Origin of the sequence: Streptomyces milbemycinicus, assembly GCF_002154605.1 — a bacterium.
Classification (GTDB): domain Bacteria; phylum Actinomycetota; class Actinomycetes; order Streptomycetales; family Streptomycetaceae; genus Streptomyces; species Streptomyces milbemycinicus.
In genome coordinates this window covers 1-21750 of the sequence record NZ_MUNE01000389.1, presented here as the reverse complement: position 1 = coordinate 21750, position 21750 = coordinate 1, and the positions used below count along the sequence as shown (strand labels likewise).

The window sequence follows — 21750 nt, the reverse complement described above, 5'->3', positions numbered from 1 at the left end:
GGTTTGCGGGGGTGGGCCTCATGGGGCGGTGCCTTTGCTGGGCGGCTGGATGATGTCGGCGAGCAGCAGCATTCTGGTGCGTCTGGCTTCTTCGAAGCGGGTCAGGAGTTCCCGTACTGGCGGATGGCCGCGTTGGGTCTTCAGGAGCCGACAAGGCGGGTGGCGGTCGCGACAAGTTCCGGTGGGAGCAAGCGATGGAGCTGCTGATCCACAAGGTGCGGTGAGCGCGGGAACGGGTTCGTAGCCGACCGGCGGCCACACCGCTGCGATCGTCCTGGTGGGAGTCCCCGACAGCCGAGACGGAAACCGAGACGGAAACCGAGAGAGCGAAGCTGGGAGCGCGGATCGGAGGTGAACAGACGGTTCGTGCCGGCCACATCAGCGACAGCGGCGACCGTTGGTACCGCTCGCTCCGGTGCCGACTGCCGTGCCGGCTCGCTCACGCCTGACCGTAGAGACGTGCCAGGTCGACGAGTTGAATGCGCGGCGAGCTCTCAGCGGCGGCGTGCGCCTTGTCGTTGAAGCCTGCTCCGCTGAAGCACAGCAAGCGGGTGCGGGTGGTGTCGTAGCGGCCGGCCTGGGCGATGAGCTCGCGGATGTGCTTGAGGCGTTCGATGTGGGCGGCGCCCATGGTGTCATTCCACTTGGCTTCGCCGATGGCCAGGAGGGGGGGCTTGGCGTGTCCGTCGGCGATGCCCACAACGGCCACGTCGACCTCGTGGCCGGAGCGGGCTTTGGGGTCGTGGACCACTCCATGTCCGACGCGGGCGGGTAGGCCACCGACTACATCGGCGTCGGCGTGATGCAGGGCCCAGTCGCGGCAGACCTGCTCGAAGTGGGGCCCGAGGACGTTGCTGACGAAGCGGCGGCGGCTGGCCTGCCAGACCCGGGCAGCGCTTCCGGGGCGCTCCAACTGGTCCCATACCGGGCGCATGATGGCGTGGTAGAAGCCGATCAGCGGTTCGGCGATGCGGTAGGTGGGGCGGTTGTCGCGGAAGGCGTCGGCGTCCCGGTGTAGCAGACCGGCGTCCTCGAGGACGTTGATGGGGTGTGCGATGTCAGTGGCCTTGCGCTCCAGATATCCGGCCATGCCTCCACGCGTGGCGTTGCCGTCGGCCACAGCTGCCAGGACGGACAGGTACAGGGCGGTGTCACGCAGGTCTGGTTCCTCGGCCAGGAGGTACCGAGCCTCGCGAAAGAGGGGGGTCTCGGGGTTAAGGATCGTACGTACGACCCAGTCGTCGAAGTCCTCCGGCCCGGCTGGGCTGTCGCCTCGGGCGAACTCACGCCGATAGGCGGGAGTGCCGCCGACGATCGAGTTGACCTGCAGTGCAAGACGGGGATCCGTAATGTTCCAGAACTCGGCGGCGAGTCGGTGGTCGAGGGGGCGTACGACCAGTTCCAGTCCCGCCCGGCCGCGTAGCGGCGCGCTGCCTGACAGCAGCCGGCCCATGAAGGACAGAGCCGACCCGCAGAGCAACAACCGAGTCCGGGAGCCGGTGCGCTGGTCACGCAGAGGGCGCAGGGCCTCCTGGACGATCGAGGGCAGCTCCGGGTTGGCCTTGGCGAGGTACGGAAACTCGTCGAGCACCACGGGGACGGGGCGCTCGGCGCCGAGGGCGAGCAGAGCGTCGACGGCCTCCGACCAGTTGGCGAAGTGGAACGGGCTGGCCGGGCGGACGTGGGTGGTCAGCGCGGAGCTGATTCGGCGGAGCGACTCGGCGTCGGCGGCTTCGGTCGCACCGAAATAGAACCCCCCGGCGGCACGGCAGGCTGCGTCCAACAAGAACGTCTTGCCCTGGCGGCGACGTCCGGAGACCACGCCCAGGGTCGCGCCTGGCTGCGGATCGGTGATGAACCGGCTCAGCGCTGACCACTCGTAATCCCGGTCGAACATCTCGGCAGGCTTGTCCACGCGTCGTCCCTGGAAGTAGAAGTACGGCTACATAAAACATACCCCTATATTCGATCGGCCTGGCGGACGGCTCTGAGGCCAGGGCACGCCGAAGACCCCGGACCGCTCAGCGGTCCGGGGTCTTCGTTTCGCCTGTCCAGGCGGGTGCGGAGGATACGAGATTCGAACTCGTGAGGGGTTGCCCCCAACACGCTTTCCAAGTCTGTTGGTGGCTCGCTGAGCTATGTACAGGGCGGTTCACCTGCGTTCATGCGCGGCCGGTCGTCAGAGCGCTCACCGCCTCCGGCCCTGCCTGAACGGCCTCGAACGGCGCTGAATGAGACGGAAACTGAGACGGACGGTGGTGCCGGGCTCGCTAGCATCTTCGCTACTGAAGGGGGAGCCATGGCACTGGTCCGCAAGGGATCACGACGGATCGTGGTCGACGGCACGGCCTACCGCTGGCGTCTGCGACGCAGGCCGACCTACTGCCAGGGCCTGGCCTGGTCACTGTGTACGTTCGCGGTCGAGCAGGCAGACACTCCCGGGGCAACGCTCGTAGTCACGACCAACCAGCCGCATCCGAGTAACTGGCTCGGTCGTGAGGCCAAGCCTGTCCTGCCCGCCGACGTTGCTGAGGCGATCGAGCTTGCTCTTCGCGCCGGCTGGGCCCCAGCAGCTCCGGGCCGTCCGTTCCACCTCGATCGTTGTGTCGGCTTCAACTCCTCGCCCTGAGCAAGGCACAAAACCTGAGCTTGGGAATCACTGGTACTTGGATAGGGATATGGGCGCTGACCTGCGAGAACGCCTGAAGGTGACCACGGTGAGCGGTTCTCCGTATTCCCGTGGTTGACCGTGGTTGACCGGTCGTTCTGGTGCGCATCTGGTGCGGCCAAGGCCGCAGGGCATCGTGGTATGCGGGTGATGGGAGGCTTCATGCCGGGCGGACCCCAGTAGGCGCCGAAATTGCATCCTCCTGGTGCGCGACGGTGTCACTTCCTTCTTGGAGTTCATGGCCTATGCCAGCGTCTTCCAGCCCCGGCTCTTGTCGGGGATCTTGGTGATCCGCGTTTTCGCAGGTCCAAACAGAGGTCGACAGCTCCAGAGTGGCGGGCTTCTGTCGTTGGTCGCGGTTGCCGAGTGGCCTCGGACGGCCCAGAGACGGCCCAGGCCCCGACGCATCTGATCCTCAGCAGTGGAGCCCCGCTGGGGCTGTCGAGTCAGTCTGCACCTCGCATCATCACGCGCATCATCTTCGGCCCGAGCATCCGGCCAGTAGCAATCCAGTTGCTGAACTCCACGAGATCATCCATGACGCGGTCGGGCGTCGGATCACCAAAGCGCCACCCCTGGATAAGCGTTCCGGGCCGGGTCTGCATGATCGTCAACGTCTCGTCACCATATGGCCAGCGCGCAACTGCTCCGAAGAGATTGAGATGGAAGCAGACGTTACTCGCGTCTGTGTTGCCGATCTCCAAAGGGGCCCAGCCCGGAGCGATAGTGTCGGGTTGGGACTCGCAGGTGTCAGGGTCGTTGAAGTGTCCCTGCAAGGGGGTGCCCCATCGTACCGACCCGTCGTCGTCTGCACCTCGCTGATCGGCATCGACAGTTGCTGATATGCCCGCGGGTAGGCGGTCAAGGGCAGACTGGTTCGCCTGCCGCTCGGCATCCCTCTTCGGCTTGGCACCAACTTTGGCCTCGGCAATGGTCAGTAAGCCTTCCATCCACAGGCCTGCGAGGCAGCGGAGGGCGAACAACTGTCCCATATCCCAACCGGTGAAAGGTTGTCCGAGTACTGCAATCCGAGCTGACCACTCCTCATCTCGCGTCCACCGATACATGCCAGCCAGAGCACGAGCGCCCCAAGCCGTCTCGGCCCACACCTCAGCCATATGGTCTGCTGCCCGCCGATGGATGCTTCGTCCGCTTTCCATGCCGCGCAGCGTAGATTGCCCCACTGACAACACAGAGACCCGTCTCGAATGATCTTGAAACCTGTAGCGCTACGAGCCGCCGCGGGCTCGTGCCCCCACCGACCAACCAGCGGAGCGGCCCTGCTTGCCTAGGCTGCCTGTCGGCACGGTCAAGCACCACGCAACGCGGGGGCGTTGTCTGCGGTAGGGAGTCAACTCACCAAAGCGCCGCCGATCGGGCAGGCAACGGGCACGGGAGACATAGAGAGGTCTAGACAACAAGGAAGACCCGGGTCGTTTACCTTGGCCTTCGTCGGGTGCGGGTGACGGGAATCGAACCCGCGCTCTGAGCTTGGGAATCACCGGGCCTGGCGCCCCCGGAACAGGCTTTGACCTGCTGAAACGGGCGGCCTGCGGGGTCTGGGCTGGCCTCGCCAAAGACCCTGATTGACCCTGGTTTACCGCCTGATCGGGCACGCTTCGGGCACGGACGGCCTCGTACCTGTTGATCACGTTGCTGACGACATCCAGACCTCGTCGATGTCAGATGCTGATGTCAGAGTGGGAGCCTGTCTCTTGCGCTTTGGAGGGAAGCGCGAGGATCATGCAAACCTAAAGGAACTTCCGCATACCAGGGGGGTACGTTGGTTCCTGAATGGGGGGATGACGGCTTTCTGCCGCCCGGTAGGTACAGACTTGATCCCGACAGTGTCGAGAAGCTGCTCGTTGAAGATCCACAATTCGAGTCTTCGGACAGCAGGCGCCGACTCTGGGATGGACTTGAGTCCTACCTCAGTCGCTTTTTCGATCTTGAGGAACAACATCGCGCCGTCACCGGCGACGTAAGGCTGATCCATGCCATCTGGCTGGGTGGCAGCTACGTCAGTACCAAGCTCAACCCTCAGAACGTAGATCTCACGGTGCTCATGGACGAGTCTGCGGTCGAGGCGATGAAAGGGCTCCAGGGGACCAAGTGGCTCGTCTCGGCGTTCAGCAGGCAGGCACGTTTGGCGGAGTTCGGCGTGTCACCGTTGCGAGTGGGGTATCGGCCGATCGTGTCGGTCTTCCGTGCGGACAGGCTGAACCCGGGTGAGCAGGCGTATCTTCGTGAACGTGGAGCGTGGGACGACTGGTGGCAGCGCTGTCGACCTGGTGGGATGGGTAAAACGGAGCCAACCGTCGAAAGCGCGAGCCCAAGGCGCGGCTACCTGGAGGTGACGTTTTGAACACGAGCTGGCGGCAACGTGTTCTTGAGCGGAACCGACATGCGAATGAACGCTTCTTTGCTGGCCTCGGAGATAGCTACGCAAATGACGACGAACGCGAGACCGAGCTCCGGAGAAATTGGCTAGAGGCTGCTCGCCATTATGACCCAACCTCGCGGCTTCATGAGGAGCTAACGGTGAGGTTGAAGGGTGAGGCGGCAGACGCTGGAGCGCTGGACTTCCGGATCGGTGACGCACTGCTCAGACCTCTGCGGGACGGCGTCGCAGCGGCCGCTCGAAAAGATGTGGAGCTTGAGCTAACGGGGATCTCTCAGGGCAGTACAGTTCTGCATGTTCGGCCCAGTGTGGCCGAGATCGTAAGTGAAGAAAATGGCGATGAACTCGCTGGTGTGGATTCTTCGATCGCCGATCCTGCCATGAGAGAACTTCTTCGGCTGGTCGCTGCGGCTGAGGAAGAGCAAGACGTTCGCCAGTGGGAACGCATGATCCCGGGGCTTGATGGGATGGTGCAAGCTCTGGACAAGTTTGATCTGTCGATGGATATGCGCTGGTGCAGCCTCGACGGTGCAGTTAGATCATCCCGGTTGACCAGGCGCGGAAAAAACTACGTGCGCAGCCTAAGGACAACGGATCTGCAGAAATCCAGAATACCGGTTACTGGCAGGATCACAGAGCTACGCGAGTCGGGTCTGATCAAAATCAAGACTGGAGTGGCGCGGTCTTCGGCTGCCTACGAGGTTCGCGTGTCGACCGATGATCTAATTAGCATGCACCTTGAGATCGGAATGCAAGTGTCGTTCGTTGTCGAGGTTTTGAAGAAGATCGATAAACTCGGGGTCTCTCGATCTACTGAGTATCGCTTTCTTCGGTACAGCGACGGGCAAGCTTCCTTCGCTGAAGAATAGGTCGGCGGAGCCTTAATGGGCGAATCAATCTGCCGACGGCCTTGAAACCGTCGTGGCAGCGATGTCACGGTGGGTCCAAACCCCACCGCCTCTGCTCGCTGACCAGTGAAAACGGCCCCTGGCCACGGCGTTTTGGTCAGGGGCCGTTCACTTGCTTGGACGCAGTTGCCGGCCATTCCCTGCGGTTCGCCGCTCGGATCGGGCAGAGCCTGGGCATAGCCGTTGTCAGTGGCATTGGTGTAAAGCGTCACGGACTCGACGCGGGGTCTCTTTCAATCGATTCGCTGGACTACTTCGCTCATCCGGGTTGAGAGGTCTGCGGCAGCGCTCTGGAACTCTTCCATAGCGGAGACTAGAGCGTCCACAGAAACGGCGCCTAATGCCGCGTTCACCGAGTCATTCATGGGATCGCCAGTAGTTGTCAGTCCCCTGACCACTCTCCGGGTGGTATCAAGCGCCGCGTCGGCAAGTACGACCACTCGATGTCTGGCTTGGGACAGCTCCACTCCGCTGATCAGCCCTGCATCTTGCACCGACATGAACATGGTCATTCCTGTGGCCCGCAAGGCTTCGTAGACCTGTCTTGCCCCATCTGCGTCGAGATGTGGATCCCTGAACTTCCGTACCGCCGAAGCTCCTTCTTTCACGAACTCCATCACGTGGCGGTTGGTCTGAGAGAAGACAAGTCGGCGTTCCTGTCTAAGCCACTGTTCATGTTGGTCGCGTGATTGCCGCCTGAGCTGCTCCATCGCTGCCTGAGCGGCCCTGTCGGCTCCTTCGCGGGCCCCTCGAACCGCACCATAGCCGCCTGCCAATGCTCCACCAAGCGCTCCGACCAGGCCCATCGCCCCTGCAACAACGGCAGCAAAACCTTGGTCCACAGCCCCCTCACTTCGTTCGCGCGGATCTCGCATCGAAGTCTCCCGCCTCCCTGCCTCAGCCCACCACCCACCCCAGCTCCCATCCCGTCTGCCGTCGACCCACACACCGTGGAGCGGGCGTGGTCCCTGGCGTCCAGGTGGAGCGCGCCACTGTACGAACGACCTGGACGCCAGGGGCCGCGTCTGCTCGGCTCTGCCTGGGTCGACGGCAGACGGGATGGGAGCTCCCTACGCACGCCATCCTTGGCCCGCACTCGCGAACGGCGCCCCCGTCCATCCTGGAGCCTGAGCGCCCCCGCCGGAGGCATCAATCTTTGACGGCACGTGGCTGCCTGCTGTGAGCGCGGCACGGGCGGCGGCCGGGCTGTAGCGGGGCGTAGACAGGAGCGCAGGCCCGGCCGGGGGCCGGGCCGCGCGCCGCGCTTGCGCGGCGTCTTGAACCTGTAGAGAAGGTTGTAACTCACTGCTTGCGCTTGGTGCGTTCGCGCTCGATGTGGTGCATGACGAACTGGGCGCCGTCGATGATCCGTTGCAGCTTGTCGATCACGTCTTCGCGGGCGGTCTGCATGAGCTGTTCGGGTGATGGGGTGCCCTCGCTGGTGGTGGCTGGGGCCCAATAGGTCTTGTGGCTGCGGTTGCGGACGATCTCCTGACACGTGCGGATCACCCAGTTCATCGCCACGGTGATTTCATCGCGGTGGAGCTGGTCCATCTCCCAGGCATCGTTGCGGCCGGAGGTCGGTGGCGTGGTCATCGGGCTTCCCCTTCTGGGGTGCATGCGGCTGCGGCCGGGGTGAGAAGTTCAGCGGTGACGGTGCGGCCGTGCTCGTCGCCAGTGATGCCGAGGTGGTTTGCCAAGGCCATGACGATGCTCAGGCCCCGGCCGTGGGTGGCCTCCTGGTCGGGCTCGATCGGGTGTGGCTTCCCCGGTTGGCCTCCGTCGTCGGTCACAGAGATCGCGACGACTTGTGCGGACAGGGCGAGTGCGACGTGGAAGGTCCCCGTGGGCTTGCCGCTGGCGGTATGAGTCACGGCGTTGGTGCTCAGTTCGCTGACGATGAGCGTTGCCATCTCGGCGCATGGGTGGTCACTGAGGATGTCGCGGGTCCAGCGGCGGGCGCGGCCGATCTCTTCTGGGAATCCTGGGCAAGTCAGTCCCCAGGCACGAACGCTACTCATATACTCGTGCATATAAGTTCCTCTGTGCTGGTAGGCGGCCATGGGCAATGGGTTCGTGCTAGATGAGTCGAACGCCGTCGTGGGCGCGGACGGCCGGCGGGGTCGTGTGGTCGAGCGCGTCCAGGACGCGGATGGCGTATGCCTCGTCGGCGAGCTCGATGACCTCTTCGCGGGTGGCCCAGCGCAAAGCGCGGGTTTCCGCTCCGGTGGTCGGGGTGCCGTCGATCGCCTCGCAGCGGAAGACCATGGAGACGATCAGGCGGGCCATGTTCTTGTAGATACCGGTGAGCGTCGCGGGAAGCGCGATCTTGATGCCGGTCTCTTCGAGGACTTCGCGCTGCAGGGCGTCGGGGATGGTTTCTCCGGGTTCCAGCACACCGCCGGGCGGTTCCCACTTACCGTTGTCCCGTCGCTTGATCAGCAACGCGCGGCCAGCGTCGTCGACGATGACTCCGGCGACGCTCACGGAGTGCGGGCGCTCAGTGCTCACGTTCCTCTGCCCTCCCGGCTGGCTAGGCTCTCCACCGTAGCAACCAGGGTCAGCCGCTCGTCTAGACACCTAAAGGAGTACAAACATCATGCCTTCCCTGACTTCCGTCCTGGGCGCGCTGGACCCGACCAGCGACCGCGCCGTGTTCCGGCAGATCGCCGACCGGCTCCGCGAAGCGATCGACAAGGGCCGCTTCAAGGAGGGCGACAAGCTGCCCTCGGAAACTGAGCTGGTCGAGCACTTCGGCGTCTCGCGGATGACCGTCCGCAACGCGCTGGCCCTGCTCCAACAGGAAGGCTTGGCGGTCTCCGAGCACGGCAAGGGGGTCTTCGTCCGGCCCCGGCCGCCCGTGCGGCGCCTGGCCTCGGACCGCTTCGCGCGGCGTCATCGCGATCAGGGGAAGTCGGCGTTCACCGTGGAGGCGGAAGCCGCGGGAAGCCGCCCCGAGGTAGACAGCCTGGAAGTCAAGGAGGAACGGCCCACGCAGGACATCGCCGCCCGGCTCGGCTCACCCCGGAAGGTGCTCGCCCGGCGGCGCCGCTACCTCCTCGACGGGCGGCCGGTGGAGTTCGCCACCTCCTACTTGCCGCTCGACCTCGCCCGTGACACCCCGATCGCCCAGCCCAACCCTGGCCCCGGCGGCATCTACGCCCGGCTGGAAGAGATGGGCCACCGCCTGGACCACTTCGACGAGGAGATCCGCGCCCGCATGCCCTCGCCTGCCGAGGTGCGGACGCTGCACCTGGCCTCGGGTGTGCCGGTGATCCACCTGATCCGCACCGCCTTCGACGCTGAGGGGCGGGCCGTGGAGGTCTGCGACACCGTGATGGCCGCTGACGCGTACGTCCTCTCCTACCAGCTGCCTGCCACCTGACGGGCTCGCCGGATGGCGCGCTGCGCGGCCGTGGTGGGCTGCTTCTCTCAACTCGTACACACCAAGACACATACTCGTATAGACGAGTGGGCAAGTTGTGTGGCATGGTGGTCTCCGTTCCCGCCCGTTCGGGGCGGAGGGCAGCAACTCATCTAGACGACTAGATGGTTGTGGTCATGAGAGAAGGAGAAGAAGTGCGTTCCATCCGTGTTGACGTGTCTGCCGCGACGATCCTGCTGACTGAGGCGCCTGAGCCGAAGGTGAAGGACCGGCAGACCGGCGAGATCGCCAAGGATGCCCAGAGCGGTGAGGCCCTGATGCGCCTGGGAGTTGTCCACATCGATGGCGGGGAATCGTCCCTGCTTCAGGTGACTGTGCCGGAGAGCGGGGTGACCGACGGACTTGCTCTCGGCTCGCCGGTCACGCTGATCGGGCTGGTCGCGCGGCCGTGGGAGAGCGTGTTCAACGGGCAGCAGCGGCACGGCATCGCCTACCGGGCCGACGCCATCGCCCCGGCCGTCATACCGGTGGGTGCGGGGGCCTGAGCCTGATGACCGATGTGACGACGCTGTTGGAGGTAGGTGGTCCCGTTGCCGCGACGGTCGGCGGGGCTGCCTACCTCCGGGCCAAGCACCCGGCTGCCTACTGGGCCACGGTCGGCCTCCCGGTCTCCACGGTGAAGCTGCTGGGCTCGTACGGGGCGGTCATGGATGCCTGCGGGCTGACCGTGCCGCCCTCCCGGCTGCGGGCCTGGGCCATACAGGCACTCACTCGCCGGGAGGTCCGGCCGGTCCCGCCGCGACGCGGGATCATCCGGCCGACCTCGACCGGGCTGCGGGTCCGGCTCCGGCTGGCCCCGGGACAGGAACCCGCCGACGTAGCGGCTTCGGCGGAACGGCTCCGGCACGCCTGGGGTGTCCACGGCGTATACGTCGAGGAGATCAAGCCGGGCGTCGTGGAGCTGCGGCTGATTGGCTTCGATGTCCTGCGGAAGGTCCGGATGCCCCGTAAGACGGTGGGCGGCTTCCTCGAGGTGCCGGTGGCGCTGCGGGAGGACGCGACGCCGTTCGTGCGGGACTACCGGGCTATCCCGCATCAGCTCACCCTCGGGGCCACGTTGTCGGGGAAGTCGATGTTCCTGCGGCACCTGATCACCGGCTTGGCGCGGCAACCGGTCGCGCTGGTGGGGATCGACTGTAAACGGGGTGTGGAGCTGGCGCCGTTCGCTCCACGGCTGTCGGCGCTGGCTACCGATCCTGTGCAGGCGGCCGAGTTGCTGCCGGTGCTGGTTAAGTTGATGGAGGACCGGTACGACCTGATCAAGGCCCGGCAGGGCATCGCCCCCAGCACTCCCGACGAGGAGATCACCTCCGACATCTGGGGCTTGCCGGAGGATGAGCGGCCGGTGCCGGTGGTGCTGCTCGTGGACGAGGTGGCCGAGCTGTTCCTGATCGCCACCCGGAAGGACGAGGAGAGGCGGGACGAGATGGTCACTCAGCTCATCCGGCTTGCCCAACTCGGCCGCGCGGCAGGCATCTATCTGGAGGTGTGCGGGCAGCGGTTCGGCGCCGAGCTGGGCAAGGGTGCCACCATGCTGCGGGCTCAGCTCACGGGTCGGGTGTGCCACCGCGTGAACGATGAAGCCTCCGCCAAGATGGCGCTCGGCGACATCGCCCCGGAAGCGGTCGGCGCAGCCTGTGCCATCGCACCCGAACGGCCCGGCCTCGCGGTCGCCGGGGACACGTCCGGCGGCTGGTCCCGCATCCGCACCCCCCACTTGTCCCTCGCCGACGCTGCCGCCACCTGCCGCGACAACGCGCACCTGGTGCCGGACCTGCCCGCGCTCGAACCGTTCCGGCCCGCCGTGCCGGCCGCCCCGGTCTGCGCTCCCGTTTCGCTGGTCAAGCCCGTTCCGGCTACCAAGTAACCCCTTCATCCCACGGTCGGCGCGACCGCATCGCGCCAAGTCCCTACCCCTGCCATGCCAGAACACGGAGAGGAACCCAGATGACCGCCTCGATGGCCTTCTACGCCGACGCAGGAACCACCGTCCGCCTGAACGAATACGGCACCAAAAGCCCTCCGATCCTCACCCTCGACGGCCGGGACCACACGCTGTCCGTCTCATCCTTCGGCCGTGTTCCCGTGGCCGATCAACTCGCCTTCGCTCACGCGCTCGCCACCGCCGCCGCCGACTACGTCAAGGCACTGGAGACGTACACAGCCGCGCGGACCGACGGCGACCAGAAGCCGGACGGACAACCGTGATACGGCTGCCTGTCCGCCTCGACGCCGTACTGATCCAAGCGGTCATCGCCGCCGCACTGTCCTTCGCCCACCTGCATGACCTGGCCTCGGCGGCCGGACAGGACGGCTGGAAAGCCTGGGCCTATCCGGTCTCCGTTGATCTGCTGCTCGTGGCGGCCTGGAAGCGGCTGCGGTCCGGGGCGTCCAAGGCGGCGGGCTGGTGCTGGTTCGTCGTCGCCCTGGCCGCGTCGCTCGGCGCCAACGTCGCCACCGCCGGACTGCTCGACCTGGACGACGTACCGGCCTGGCTGCGCATCCTCGTCGCCGGATGGCCCGCCGTCGCCTTCCTCGGCGGAACCCTCCTCGCCCACACCACACCGGCAGCCGAACCCGCGTCGGCACCGGCCGAACCCGAGTCGGCCCCGGCCGTACAGGAATCCGCGGGGCTGCCCGCCGAGTCGGAACCCGAGAAGCCGCAACTGCCCACCACACACGTTCCGGCTGCGCTCGTCACCCACGCGCGCAAGCTCGCCGACGAGCACCACGCTCGCACGGGCTCACCCATCGACCCGGGCACCCTGCGTGCCTGTCTCAACGTCCCCGCGCCACTCGCCGACGCCATCGCCGCCCGTCTCTGAGAGGAGTCCCCATGTCGCTCCGCCGCTTCCGCAACATCGCCCGCATCGGCCCCGTCCGAGTCGGCACCGCCTACGACCAGCGGGGCCGCGAGAAGCACACAGCCGTATGTACCGCACCGCGCTGCGACTTCTCCGCCGACTACGACACCCGGGCCGCCGCCGAGCTGGCCGCCCGTACCCACCGCTGCCCCGTCCGCTGAAGGAGATCCGCCCGTGACCGTCAGCCTGCCCCTGATCTTCGTCCTCGGAGCCATCACCTGGTTCGCGATCAAGTTCCTCGGCGTCCGCGTCTGGGTCGTCGTCGTGATCGCCCTGTTCGGCTTCTGGCTCTCCCACACCGTCCTCGCACCGGTCATCGAATCTGGTACCCGCTCCGGCGTGGACGTCGTCAACCGCTAACAACACTCACCTAGACGAGTAGCTGAGAGGAGATCCACCGTGTTCCGACCCAAGTTCCCCGAAGCCCCCGCTGTGCCCTCCACCCACGTGATCAGCTCGAGCGTTCCGGCCGTCCAGCACGGGCACACCCCGGCCTGCTCCTGCCAGCACACCGCCCCCGCGCCTGCACCCGCTCATCGGATGGTGCCCGGGTTCAGCGCTGGGACCGTCGCCGCCGTGGTCACGGTTGGCATCGTCCTGACGGCTCTGCTCGCCGCCGTCGCCGTCACAGCCATCTCCGTCGCGGTCGCCGCTGTCGTCATGCGCTCACTGCTCAGCAACCAGCGGCGCCGCTGAACCACCACACGACTGCCGGGGCGGCCTCGATACCGCCAAGCATCCGCCGCCCCGGCAGCCCAACCCCTCCCGACCAGAGCCGAAAGAGGAGAGACACCATCATCACCCGCGCCACCCCGCCACCGCTGCCCGAACTGGGCACCCTGGCAGCACTCGGCACCATGCCCGCCCTGCTCCGCCAACTCTCCGGCCTCGGCGGCTGCACTCGCCCCATCCGCCTCGACGGCCACGGCACCGAGCACCAGGTCGACCGGCAGACCGGCGAGATCGGTCGCGTACTCCGTCACCTGGACTCCGCCGAGATGCCCGCCGGGCATCTGCTGGTCCGCTGCAACAACCGCCGCGTCACCCGCTGTCCGGCCTGCGCCGAGACCTACCGCCGCGACACCTTCCACCTGATCACCGCCGGGCTACGCGGCGGCAAAGGCACCCCCGAGGAGGTAGCCACGCACCCCCGCGTCTTCGCCACCTTCACCGCCCCCAGCTTCGGCCCCGTCCACAACCGACCCACCGGCACCGGCGGCACCGTCCGGCGCTGCCGCTGCGGCCTCCGCCACGACCAGGACGACGACGCGCTTGGCGCTCCGCTGAACCCGGACACCTACGACTACGAAGCCGCGGTGCTCTGGAACGCCCACGCCGGGCCCCTGTGGCGGCGCTTCTCGATCTACCTGCGGCGAGAGGTCGCCAAGCGGGCCGGACTCACGCAACGGGCCTTCCGCGACCATGCGCGGCTGTCCTTCGCCAAGGTCGCCGAGTACCAGAAGCGCGGTGCCGTCCACTTCCATGCAGTCATCCGGCTGGATGGTCCGGAGGGAGGTGACACCCCGCCGCCGCTCTGGGCCACGACCGAGCTGCTGGCTGATGCGACTCGCGCTGCGGCAGCAAAGGCTGAGGTGAAGGGGCCGGTGATCGATGATCGGGCTCACCGCTTCGCCTTTGGCCGCCAGCTCGACGTACGGCCCATCCGCGGGCCCGAGCTGGACGGCGGGACAGCGCTGACCGATCGGGCGGTCGCGGCGTACATCGCCAAGTACGCCACCAAAGGCGCCGAAACGGCAACTGGCGTCCTCGACCGGCCGATACGGCTCATCGCCGAACTCGCCCAACTCGACATCCCTGAACACACCCGCCGCCTCATCCGCACCGCCTGGGCCCTCGGCGCCCGCAAAGACCTGGAACACCTCCGGCTCCGCGCCTGGGCCCACATGCTCGGCTTCCGGGGCCACTTCTCCACCAAGTCCCGCCGCTACTCCACCACCCTCGGCGCGCTCCGTGATGCTCGCGCTGCCTGGCGACGCGGCCAAGTCGCCGCCGAGCTGGAGCAGGAAGACACCACGCTCGTCCTCGCCCACTGGGCCTACGCCGGAACCGGCCTCACCCCCGCCGAGGAATGGCTCGCCGCCACCATCACCCCCGCCCCCGGAACGGAAGGAGAACCAACCCGTGGCTGAGTCCCAATCCACCGTCGCCGTGTTGGAGACGGCCGACCCCTCGTTGGTGCTCCTGACCGTCGAGGAGGCGGCCCGGCGGCTCCGTATCGGGCGTACGACGTGCTTCCGGCTCGTCCTCGCCGGAGAGATCGAGTCGGTGACCGTCGGGCGGCTGCGTCGGGTTCCCATCGACGCTCTACCGGCCTACGTGGCCAAGCTGCGTCACCAATCCACCGAAGCGGCCTGAGGGGGAGGTCATGGCAGAGAAGAAGCGCACGCGTCAGCCCAACGGGGCCTCGTCCATCTACTTCGGCAAGGACGGGAAGTGGCACGGTCGGGTGACGGTCGGCGTTCGCGATGACGGCAGGCCCGACCGGCGCCACGTCGAGCGCAGGACCAAGGCCGAGGTGACCAAGGCCGTTCGCGAGATGGAGCGGGCGCGGGATGAGAAGAAGCTCAGGAAGCCTGGGCAGAACTGGACCCTTCAGAGCTGGCTTGAGCACTGGGTCGAGAACATCGCCAAGCCGTACGTCTCCGAGAACACGTACGACGGGTACGAGGTCGACGTCCGGGTTCACCTCGTCCCCGGCCTGGGCGCCCACAAGCTCGATCGGCTGGAGCCCGAGCACCTGGAGCGCTTCTACCGCAAGATGCAGGAGTCCGGGAGCTCGGCCGGCACCGCCCACCACGTCCATCGAACGATCCGGGTGGCTCTTGGTGAGGCTGTGCGACGCGGGCACGTTCCCACCAACGTGGCCGAGATCGCCAAGGCTCCGCGCCTCGAAGAGGAGGACATTGAGCCTTACACGATCGAGGAGGTACAGAGCCTGCTCGTGGAGGCGGCCAAGCTCCGCAACAGCACTCGGTGGGTCGTCGCCCTGGCGCTCGGCCTCCGGCAAGGAGAAGCGCTCGGGCTGCACTGGGAAGACGTCGACCTGGGCGCGGGGTACGTCCGCATCCGTAAGAACCGGCTGCGGCCCAAGTACGCCCACGGCTGCGGGGACGGTGAGCCGTGTGGGAGGAAGGCCGGGTACTGCCCTCGGCGTGCGCAGATTCGCCGCGAGCACAAGAGCACCAAGTCGCGCGCCGGACGGCGCACGGTCGGCCTGCCCGATCCGCTGATCAAGCTGCTCCGCCAGCACCAGGAGGAGCAGGAGAGGGAGCGGGCCGAGGCCGGTGCCGACTGGGTGGGCAAGGGATACGTCTTCGCCTCGCCGATCGGGGGGCCGCTGAGCCCGAACACCGACTATCACGTCTGGAAGCGGCTGCTTCGGGACGCGGGGGTACGGGACGGACGGCTGCATGACGCTCGCCACACCGCCGCGACCGTGCTCCTGCTCCTCGGCGTCCCGGATGTCGTCGTGGACGCGATCATGGGGTGGGAGCCCGGGGGCGCGGCTCGGATGAGAGCTCGGTACATGCACGTCACCGGCCCGATGCTGCGGAAAGTGGCGCAGCAGGTTGGTGGAGCGCTGTGGGAATGTGCGACATCCCGTGAGTTCCTCTGAGCCCTGCTGACTCCTTGTCCCCGTGGCCATGGTGTTCTGTCTCCTTGGGATGTTCTTCGAGTCGATGACGTAACTTCAGGATTCTTGATCCGTTCTCACTTCGTCCGATCGATCTGTGATCGGGGTGAAGGTGAGGAGGCTCGGGTTGGCGCTGGCAGCCGTACGCGACCTGCGTGAGTTCCGCGATCCGGTCTCGGCGGAGGAACTGGAGCAGTTCGAGACCGACGTGCTCGCCGGATTCGTTCTCGCGCGGGCTTCGGCGGGGCTGGCGGACGGCACCATCCGCGGGGACGTCGGGCACCTGGACCAGATGCGGGCCTGGTTCGGCCGACCGCTGTGGGATATGGAGCCGGCCGACGCCGACGGGTACTTCGGGAAGGTGCTGCGGGGCTCGCCGAGCGGCACCCGGCTGGCCCGCGCGCAGGCGCTGACCACGTACTTCCTGTTCCTGGAGCTGCGGCACAAGGTCGAGATCCATCGGATGACCGGGCGGGTCGTCGAGTGCCCGATCGATGAGATGAACCGCCCGCGGGGATCCAAGGACGCCGCCCTGCGGATCCCGCCGACCGAGCCGGAGATCAAGGCGCTGTTCACCGGCTGGGGCGGTGAGTTGGCGACCTGCCGCAAGTTCGCCCCGACCGCGCGGAACTACACCGCATCGAAGCTGATGTCGCAGGTCGGACTCAGAGTGAGCGAGGCATGCAAGCTCGACCTGACCGACATCAAGTGGGAGCTGGGCCGCTTCGGCAAGCTCCATGTGCGTCACGGCAAGGGCGCCCGCGGCTCGGGCCCGCGTGAGCGGATGGTGCCGCTGATCAACGGTGCCGACCGCACGCTGCGGTGGTTCATCGAGGACGTCTGGGGCCAGTTCGACGACGACCACACCTGCCCCGGGGCCCCGCTGTTCCCCTCCGAGCGCAAGAACACCGACGGCTCCTCGCGCCGCGTCGGCGACGACGCGTTACGCAACGGTCTGGCCGCCGCGGCGGGAGCCTATCTTCCCGGCTGGGCCGACACGCTGACGCCGCACGTCCTGCGGCACTTCTGTGCGTCCGAGCTCTACCTCGGAGGTCTTGATCTGCTCGGGATCCAAGAGGTCCTCGGACACTCCTGGATCGCTACCACTATGCGGTACATCCACGTCCAGCAGACCCGGGTCGAGGACGCCTGGGTGTCCGGGCAGCAGCGGGCCGCGAAGCGGCTGGAAGGACTGATGGGATGAAGTGGAACCTGCGGCTTACCGCCGCGAACAAGGGGATCTGGAAGGCGTCCGAGCTCCAGCGGAGCCTGGCCGAGCACGGCTTGGTGATCTCAGCCGGGAAGATGTCCGGCCTGTGGTCCGGCCAGCCGGTCTCCCTCAAGCTGGAGGACCTGGACGTGATCTGTGTCGTGCTCGGCTGTGAGATTGGCGATCTGCTGATTCCCGAGCCCGGGAAGGTCAGCCGCCCAGGTCAGCAGGCTGGAGTCCAGGAGGCCACGACCGGCTCGATGGTGGCCCCGGCCGTCGTGCCCAAGCGCCGCGACGGCCGTTCCCTGCCGCCGATGTGACCTGGTCACCATCACCATGGGGAAGATCAGCGAGAACAAGTCGGCGGCCTCCTGCTCAGGGTGCTTCGCCTGGGGGCAGCTGCCCGGCCGGTTCTGCCGCGGCTGCTATACCTACGGCCAGCAACACGCCGTCGGCGAATGCGTCGGCTGCCGGCGGAAGGTCCCAGTCGATGACAAGCACGGCTACTGCCGCCTCTGCCGGGCTCAGGCGACCTGGGCGATCAAGGCCAGCGGCAAGGCTTCGGTGATCGAGCCGTACCTACGGCGGGTGACCTGCCAGCAGTTGTTCTTCGCGAACCTCCAGCGGCCCAAGAACGGCGGGTCCCGGGTCGGCAAGGCCGGGCGGCGCGTGTTGAAGCCGCCACCGCTTCCCGAACCACGCAGCGTGATCACCACGTCAACGCAATTGATGCTGTTCACTGTCACTCGTGACTTCCGCCGGTTCGATCGGGAACGCCACGCCAACCTGGCCAACCCTTGGCTGGTCCGGGCCCGGCAGGCCGCTCGGGCCCTGGGAGAGGCCCGCGGCTGGAGCCGCTGGATCACCAGCGACGTGAACCGAGCGCTGGTCATCGTGCTGTCCGGCTTCCGTGAAGGTGAGTCGATCCGGTACTCCGAGCTCTTCCCGGCCCTACGAATCCGTGGGCTTCCCGTCGTGCGGACTGCCGAAGTCCTCGACCGCCTCGGCCTGTTCACCGACGACCGGGCACCCGCCGTCGACCAGTGGCTGGAGCGCAAGCTCGGCGAGATGCCCCCAGGCATCCATCGCGCCGTCGAAGCCTGGGTTCACACTCTCCTCGACGGTGGCCCGCGATCCGAACCTCGCTCCCGGCACACGGCATGGGCCTACCTGGGTGAGATCCAGCCGGTGCTGCTGGAGTGGTCCAGCCGCTACGACCACCTGCGAGAGGTCACCCGCGAGGACATCATCGCGGCCCGAGACGCTGCTACTGGCAAACAGCGCGAAAGCCGGGTTGTCGCACTGCGGTCACTGTTCCGGCATGCGAAGAAGAACGGCCAGATCTTCCGCAACCCCACGATCCGCATCCGTGTCCCCCGGCAGACCGGTGGCGTCCTCCAGGCTCTGGTCCAAGCGGACATCGACGAGGCCATCGCCACTGCCACCACCCCTGACATCCGGCTCATCGTCGCCCTGGCCGCCATCCACGCGGCACGGCCGAAGACGATCCGCACCATGCAGTTGAAGGACATCGACCTGGGCAACCGGCGCATCACCGTCGGCGGCCACGTCCGCCCGCTCGACGACCTCACCCGCCACGCTGTCCTGGACTGGCTCAACCACCGCCGCAACCGCTGGCCGAACACGGCCAACCCCCACCTGCTGATCACCCAGAAGACCGCCGTCGAACTCGGTCCCGCCGGCAGACTCTGGACCACCCGAGCCACCCGCAACCTCACCGCCACCCTCGAACGGCTCCGCGTCGACCGCCAGCTCGAAGAAGCCCTCACCCACGGCGCCGACCCGCTCCACCTCGCGCTCGTCTTCGGCATCGACGAGAAGACCGCCATCCGCTACGCAGACTCCGCACGGGCACTGCTAGCGCAGGCCGCCGAGGGCGGACCTTCACGCCGGGATGCGGTGTCATAGCGATCAACAGCCTCGGCTACTGGTTGAAGAACCGGCTCGCCACCATTGACGGAAACCCCGACGTCGCGTAATGGCCCCTGCTCGCACAAGCCCGCTCGGCTCACTTCCCGCGCGGCTATCCTCCACGGGATGCCTCTTCACCAGTACGCCTACTTCGCGTTGATCAGCCAGCACACCTCGGCAGACGAGATGACCTCGCAACTCGGCATCGCTCCTGACGAGGTGTCCGTTCGTGGCAGCCGATTCATCGAGCCGAGACCGATTCCGGTCAACCACCGCTGGAAGATCGTCTGCCGGGAACCGGACCTACGCGTCGACGAGCAGATCACGAGCATTCTCGACAGGCTCCAGCCCCACACAGACCGAATCGCCGACCTCGCCCTGCATCTGGCCAGCAACGGCGGCGGAGCGGTGCTTCAAGTCGTGCGCTACTTCAACGACACCGACCAGGACGAGCCGAACGCCGCGCAGGACCCCAACCTCTTCGGCTGGCACCTGGACCGCAACATCCTGGACTTCCTCATCGCCACCGGAGCCGAGCTCGACGTCGACGAGTACGACATGACCGGAGACGACGAGGACGCCGCATAAGCACGTGACCCCGTGTTCCCGGGGCACACCAGTCAGTGCCCGACACCACGCCTTGACGCGAACCCGCGGGTGCATCCGCGAGAATCAGGTACGTCGACCCGCGGGTTCGCACCGAAAAACCTTCAGTTTCCGCGAACTCGCGGGGATCTCGGCCCCGGAGTCCTATCTCTGACCCACGGTGCAAAGTAGCGGCGGCGCTACTCACGACACGAGCGACCATCACATCGACCGGCGGATCCTGGCTTACTGGCCGTCGAGTCACCCGTAGAGCCCCGGAGACATTGGAGCTGTCTCCGGGGCTTGGCCGTACCGTACTGCGCCCCTGTGGCCTGCCAGGTGTCACAGTCATACCGATAGCTGTGATAACCCTCCGGTCAACGCCGTTCCAGCAGGACATGGAGCAGAGTGACGACCGCGACACCCACTAAGAGAGCAGCGCCGAAGGCCGGATGCTGGAAGGCGACGTATGCCGCCCCGCCGCCCGCGAGTAGCAGGACGGTCGTACGCACATCGATCGGCTCATTCATGCGCGAGTCGGGCCAGTCCAGCGCTGTGCAGCACGACGCTGCTGCTCGGCAGCAAGCCGCTTGGCCTTGCGGCGAACTTGTTCGCCGAAGTCCACCGGGGCAGCGGCGCCAGTAACGGCTGCGGCCTCCGCCCACGTAGTCCCCGCGCCCTCGGCCAATGCGAAGACGACTCTGCGCTCAGCCTCGTCCAAGTGGCGCAGGACGGCGTTCAACCGCTCGTCATCGAACACGCCACCCGGCTCTCGGTGCAGCAGGTCGACGTCGGCCGCGACCAAGTCGTACAACGTCAGCCCGCTGCTGAGCTCGGCATCCAGCGACAGCATCCGCCCATGCCGTGTTCCGCGCCGCCACAATGGCACCAGCTGCCGGTACACAGTTCGGGCTTCTGCCTTCAGAGTGCCCAACGCTGTCGAAGGGAGCCTTCCTGTTTCCCACAGCGGGTCGCTCCAGTTGCCGAGTAGCGCCGTATCCATGGCCTCGTCCCACCGTTCGCTGCGTGGGAGCACGAGCGCACGGGACAGCTCTTCGGGCTGCATCACTCGCATCAATTGGCTCTGAGATAGAACACACAGCATCAGAGTTGTTGAAGTTCGCGTGGGCTCTGGTCCGTCCGGCTGATAACCGGGGGCTTTGGGATTCAGCCAGATGCCATCGCCGTCCGGTTCGATAGGCATGCGTTCGTACCTCAGCAGCACCGACGCGCCACGCTTGGCAGTGGGAGAGTTGAGGTGGTGTTTGCCGGGAGTCACGGTGGTGTCCTTCTGTGAAAAGAGTTGCAACGTTCCTCTCTCGGTCACGGCAGGCGGCCCTACCGGCAAAGAATCTTGGACGCTCGCGTGTGACGTCGATCACGCTCTGGTGCGTTCGGGAGCGGGGCGGATGACCGGGGGCTCGACGTTATCGACGAGACGCGCCAGGGCGGGCCCGCCGAGGAAGATATGGAACGCACCGTCGGTCACAAATGGGTAGGGTCCTGTCGCTGTAGCTAGGTCGAACGCTGGAAAGCAGTGAGTAGCGTCGCCGCTACTTTGAGTCGTGGGTCAGAGGTGGGACTCCGGGACTGAGTCGCCGAGGTCTGACTGAGACGGAAACTGAGACGGGCGAACGCCAGAGGGCCGGACCGCTTGCGCGGTCCGGCCCTCTGGGCTGGCGGAGGATACGAGATTCGAANNGCCCCCAACACGCTTTCCAAGCGTGCGCCCTAGGCCTCTAGGCGAATCCTCCGCGGGAAACAATACAAGACCAGGAGCAGTGGATGCGAACTCGTTCCCACCGGCCTCCATCCGCTAGGGTGGGGGCCAGCCCCTCACGTGGCGCTATCTCACCGAACTCCCCCAGGGCCGGAAGGCAGCAAGGGTAAGTGGGCTCTGGCGGGTGCGTGGGGGGCCCTTGCGTTGTGGGGAGGGGCGGGGGAGAGGGACGCGGGGCGGCTTCGGATGTCGGTGGGCACCGATATCGTCGTAAGCGTGTCGTCCCTCGCGCTGTACCGCCGCTACCGCCCCGAGACCTACGCCGAGGTCATCGGTCAGGAGCATGTCACCGGCCCGCTGCA

26 protein-coding genes, 1 tRNA gene and 1 other RNA gene are annotated in these 21750 nt (G+C 66.6%); 19 read left to right on the top strand and 9 right to left on the bottom strand.

What is annotated here, in order from left to right:
- Window positions 1–439 precede the first annotated feature (439 nt).
- Window positions 440–1915, bottom strand: coding sequence for an AAA family ATPase (locus CCN51_RS29800; RefSeq protein WP_014177737.1), 1476 nt, complete (start codon window positions 1913–1915; stop codon window positions 440–442).
- 384 nt (window positions 1916–2299) lie between these two features.
- Between CCN51_RS29800 and CCN51_RS29795 the strand changes: the two genes are divergently transcribed.
- Window positions 2300–2629: a hypothetical protein gene (locus CCN51_RS29795; RefSeq protein WP_078610538.1), complete on the top strand. Its 330-nt coding sequence runs from the start codon at window positions 2300–2302 to the stop codon at window positions 2627–2629.
- Window positions 2630–3114: 485 nt separating this feature from the next.
- Here the strand turns inward: CCN51_RS29795 and CCN51_RS29790 are convergent, their stop codons facing one another.
- A complete protein-coding gene (locus CCN51_RS29790) occupies window positions 3115–3828 on the bottom strand; it encodes a hypothetical protein (protein WP_143675921.1) in 714 nt (237 codons plus the stop codon).
- Between the two features lie 623 nt (window positions 3829–4451).
- On the opposite strand from CCN51_RS29790, the gene CCN51_RS29785 reads away from it, so the two are divergent.
- Both CCN51_RS29785 and CCN51_RS29780 read left to right on the top strand, forming a co-directional pair.
- The gene (locus tag CCN51_RS29785) at window positions 4452–5033 is read left to right on the top strand and encodes a DUF6932 family protein (protein WP_014177735.1); all 582 of its coding nucleotides are present in this window, start codon (window positions 4452–4454) and stop codon (window positions 5031–5033) included.
- Window positions 5030–5938 (top strand): hypothetical protein, encoded by a 909-nt coding sequence (locus CCN51_RS29780; protein ID WP_078610537.1) that lies wholly within the window; start codon window positions 5030–5032, stop codon window positions 5936–5938. The genes CCN51_RS29785 and CCN51_RS29780 overlap by 4 nt, the downstream gene beginning before the upstream one ends.
- Window positions 5939–6210: 272 nt before the next feature.
- On the opposite strand, the gene CCN51_RS54470 is transcribed toward CCN51_RS29780, so the two are convergent.
- The 4 genes from CCN51_RS54470 to CCN51_RS29765 all read right to left on the bottom strand — a co-directional run bounded on the left by CCN51_RS54470 (window position 6211) and on the right by CCN51_RS29765 (window position 8464).
- Complete coding sequence (locus tag CCN51_RS54470; protein ID WP_143675920.1) at window positions 6211–6852, bottom strand: hypothetical protein; 642 nt, start codon at window positions 6850–6852, stop codon at window positions 6211–6213.
- 427 nt (window positions 6853–7279) lie between these two features.
- Entirely contained in the window at window positions 7280–7573 is a 294-nt protein-coding gene (locus CCN51_RS29775) for a hypothetical protein (RefSeq protein WP_014177734.1), read from the bottom strand.
- Window positions 7570–8010: an ATP-binding protein gene (locus tag CCN51_RS29770; RefSeq protein WP_055413967.1), complete on the bottom strand. Its 441-nt coding sequence runs from the start codon at window positions 8008–8010 to the stop codon at window positions 7570–7572. Before CCN51_RS29770 ends, CCN51_RS29775 begins: the two co-directional genes overlap by 4 nt.
- A gap of 46 nt (window positions 8011–8056) precedes the next feature.
- On the bottom strand, window positions 8057–8464 hold the full coding sequence (locus CCN51_RS29765; RefSeq protein ID WP_043487182.1) for an NUDIX hydrolase: 408 nt from the start codon (window positions 8462–8464) through the stop codon (window positions 8057–8059).
- Between the two features lie 112 nt (window positions 8465–8576).
- Here CCN51_RS29765 and CCN51_RS29760 point away from each other — a divergent pair, with 112 nt between their 5' ends.
- The 15 genes from CCN51_RS29760 (at window position 8577) to CCN51_RS29690 (ending at window position 19671) form a co-directional block, all read left to right on the top strand.
- Window positions 8577–9362: a GntR family transcriptional regulator gene (locus CCN51_RS29760; protein ID WP_014177731.1), complete on the top strand. Its 786-nt coding sequence runs from the start codon at window positions 8577–8579 to the stop codon at window positions 9360–9362.
- 194 nt (window positions 9363–9556) lie between these two features.
- On the top strand, window positions 9557–9907 hold the full coding sequence (locus CCN51_RS29755) for an SCO3933 family regulatory protein (protein WP_014177730.1): 351 nt from the start codon (window positions 9557–9559) through the stop codon (window positions 9905–9907).
- A gap of 5 nt (window positions 9908–9912) precedes the next feature.
- Window positions 9913–11289 carry an FtsK/SpoIIIE domain-containing protein gene (locus tag CCN51_RS29750; protein WP_014177729.1) on the top strand — a complete coding sequence of 459 codons (1377 nt, stop codon included), beginning with the start codon at window positions 9913–9915 and terminating at the stop codon, window positions 11287–11289.
- Window positions 11290–11369: 80 nt separating this feature from the next.
- A complete protein-coding gene (locus CCN51_RS29745) occupies window positions 11370–11630 on the top strand; it encodes a hypothetical protein (protein WP_014177728.1) in 261 nt (86 codons plus the stop codon).
- On the top strand, window positions 11627–12247 hold the full coding sequence (locus CCN51_RS29740) for a DUF2637 domain-containing protein (protein WP_014177727.1): 621 nt from the start codon (window positions 11627–11629) through the stop codon (window positions 12245–12247). The genes CCN51_RS29745 and CCN51_RS29740 overlap by 4 nt, the downstream gene beginning before the upstream one ends.
- 11 nt (window positions 12248–12258) lie before the next feature.
- Window positions 12259–12447 (top strand): mobile element transfer protein, encoded by a 189-nt coding sequence (locus tag CCN51_RS29735; protein WP_014177726.1) that lies wholly within the window; start codon window positions 12259–12261, stop codon window positions 12445–12447.
- A 13-nt stretch (window positions 12448–12460) separates the two neighbouring features.
- Window positions 12461–12646, top strand: a complete 186-nt coding sequence (locus tag CCN51_RS29730; protein WP_014177725.1) for a hypothetical protein — start codon at window positions 12461–12463, stop codon at window positions 12644–12646.
- A gap of 39 nt (window positions 12647–12685) precedes the next feature.
- Window positions 12686–12982, top strand: coding sequence for a hypothetical protein (locus CCN51_RS29725; RefSeq protein ID WP_014177724.1), 297 nt, complete (start codon window positions 12686–12688; stop codon window positions 12980–12982).
- 161 nt (window positions 12983–13143) lie between these two features.
- A complete protein-coding gene (locus tag CCN51_RS29720; RefSeq protein ID WP_014177723.1) occupies window positions 13144–14436 on the top strand; it encodes a replication initiator in 1293 nt (430 codons plus the stop codon).
- Window positions 14429–14662: an excisionase family DNA-binding protein gene (locus CCN51_RS29715; RefSeq protein WP_014177722.1), complete on the top strand. Its 234-nt coding sequence runs from the start codon at window positions 14429–14431 to the stop codon at window positions 14660–14662. The genes CCN51_RS29720 and CCN51_RS29715 overlap by 8 nt, the downstream gene beginning before the upstream one ends.
- 10 nt (window positions 14663–14672) lie before the next feature.
- Window positions 14673–15923: a tyrosine-type recombinase/integrase gene (locus CCN51_RS29710; protein WP_014177721.1), complete on the top strand. Its 1251-nt coding sequence runs from the start codon at window positions 14673–14675 to the stop codon at window positions 15921–15923.
- 145 nt (window positions 15924–16068) lie between these two features.
- Window positions 16069–17145 carry a tyrosine-type recombinase/integrase gene (locus CCN51_RS29705; protein WP_014177720.1) on the top strand — a complete coding sequence of 359 codons (1077 nt, stop codon included), beginning with the start codon at window positions 16069–16071 and terminating at the stop codon, window positions 17143–17145.
- Window positions 17142–17471: a helix-turn-helix domain-containing protein gene (locus tag CCN51_RS29700; RefSeq protein WP_014177719.1), complete on the top strand. Its 330-nt coding sequence runs from the start codon at window positions 17142–17144 to the stop codon at window positions 17469–17471. Before CCN51_RS29705 ends, CCN51_RS29700 begins: the two co-directional genes overlap by 4 nt.
- A 16-nt stretch (window positions 17472–17487) precedes the next feature.
- Window positions 17488–19080 carry a site-specific integrase gene (locus CCN51_RS29695; protein ID WP_014177718.1) on the top strand — a complete coding sequence of 531 codons (1593 nt, stop codon included), beginning with the start codon at window positions 17488–17490 and terminating at the stop codon, window positions 19078–19080.
- Window positions 19081–19209: 129 nt separating this feature from the next.
- Entirely contained in the window at window positions 19210–19671 is a 462-nt protein-coding gene (locus tag CCN51_RS29690; protein WP_014177717.1) for a DUF4279 domain-containing protein, read from the top strand.
- Between the two features lie 374 nt (window positions 19672–20045).
- On the opposite strand, the gene CCN51_RS56025 is transcribed toward CCN51_RS29690, so the two are convergent.
- From CCN51_RS56025 to CCN51_RS29680, 3 genes are all read right to left on the bottom strand, one after another.
- Window positions 20046–20198: a hypothetical protein gene (locus CCN51_RS56025; RefSeq protein WP_014177716.1), complete on the bottom strand. Its 153-nt coding sequence runs from the start codon at window positions 20196–20198 to the stop codon at window positions 20046–20048.
- Entirely contained in the window at window positions 20195–20995 is an 801-nt protein-coding gene (locus tag CCN51_RS54465; protein WP_143675919.1) for a hypothetical protein, read from the bottom strand. The genes CCN51_RS56025 and CCN51_RS54465 overlap by 4 nt, the downstream gene beginning before the upstream one ends.
- 350 nt (window positions 20996–21345) lie before the next feature.
- A tRNA-Ser gene (locus CCN51_RS29680) sits at window positions 21346–21422 on the bottom strand.
- A 74-nt stretch (window positions 21423–21496) separates the two neighbouring features.
- On the opposite strand from CCN51_RS29680, the gene ffs reads away from it, so the two are divergent.
- An RNA gene (ffs, locus tag CCN51_RS29675) (signal recognition particle sRNA small type) lies at window positions 21497–21591 on the top strand.
- Window positions 21592–21750 lie beyond the last annotated feature (159 nt).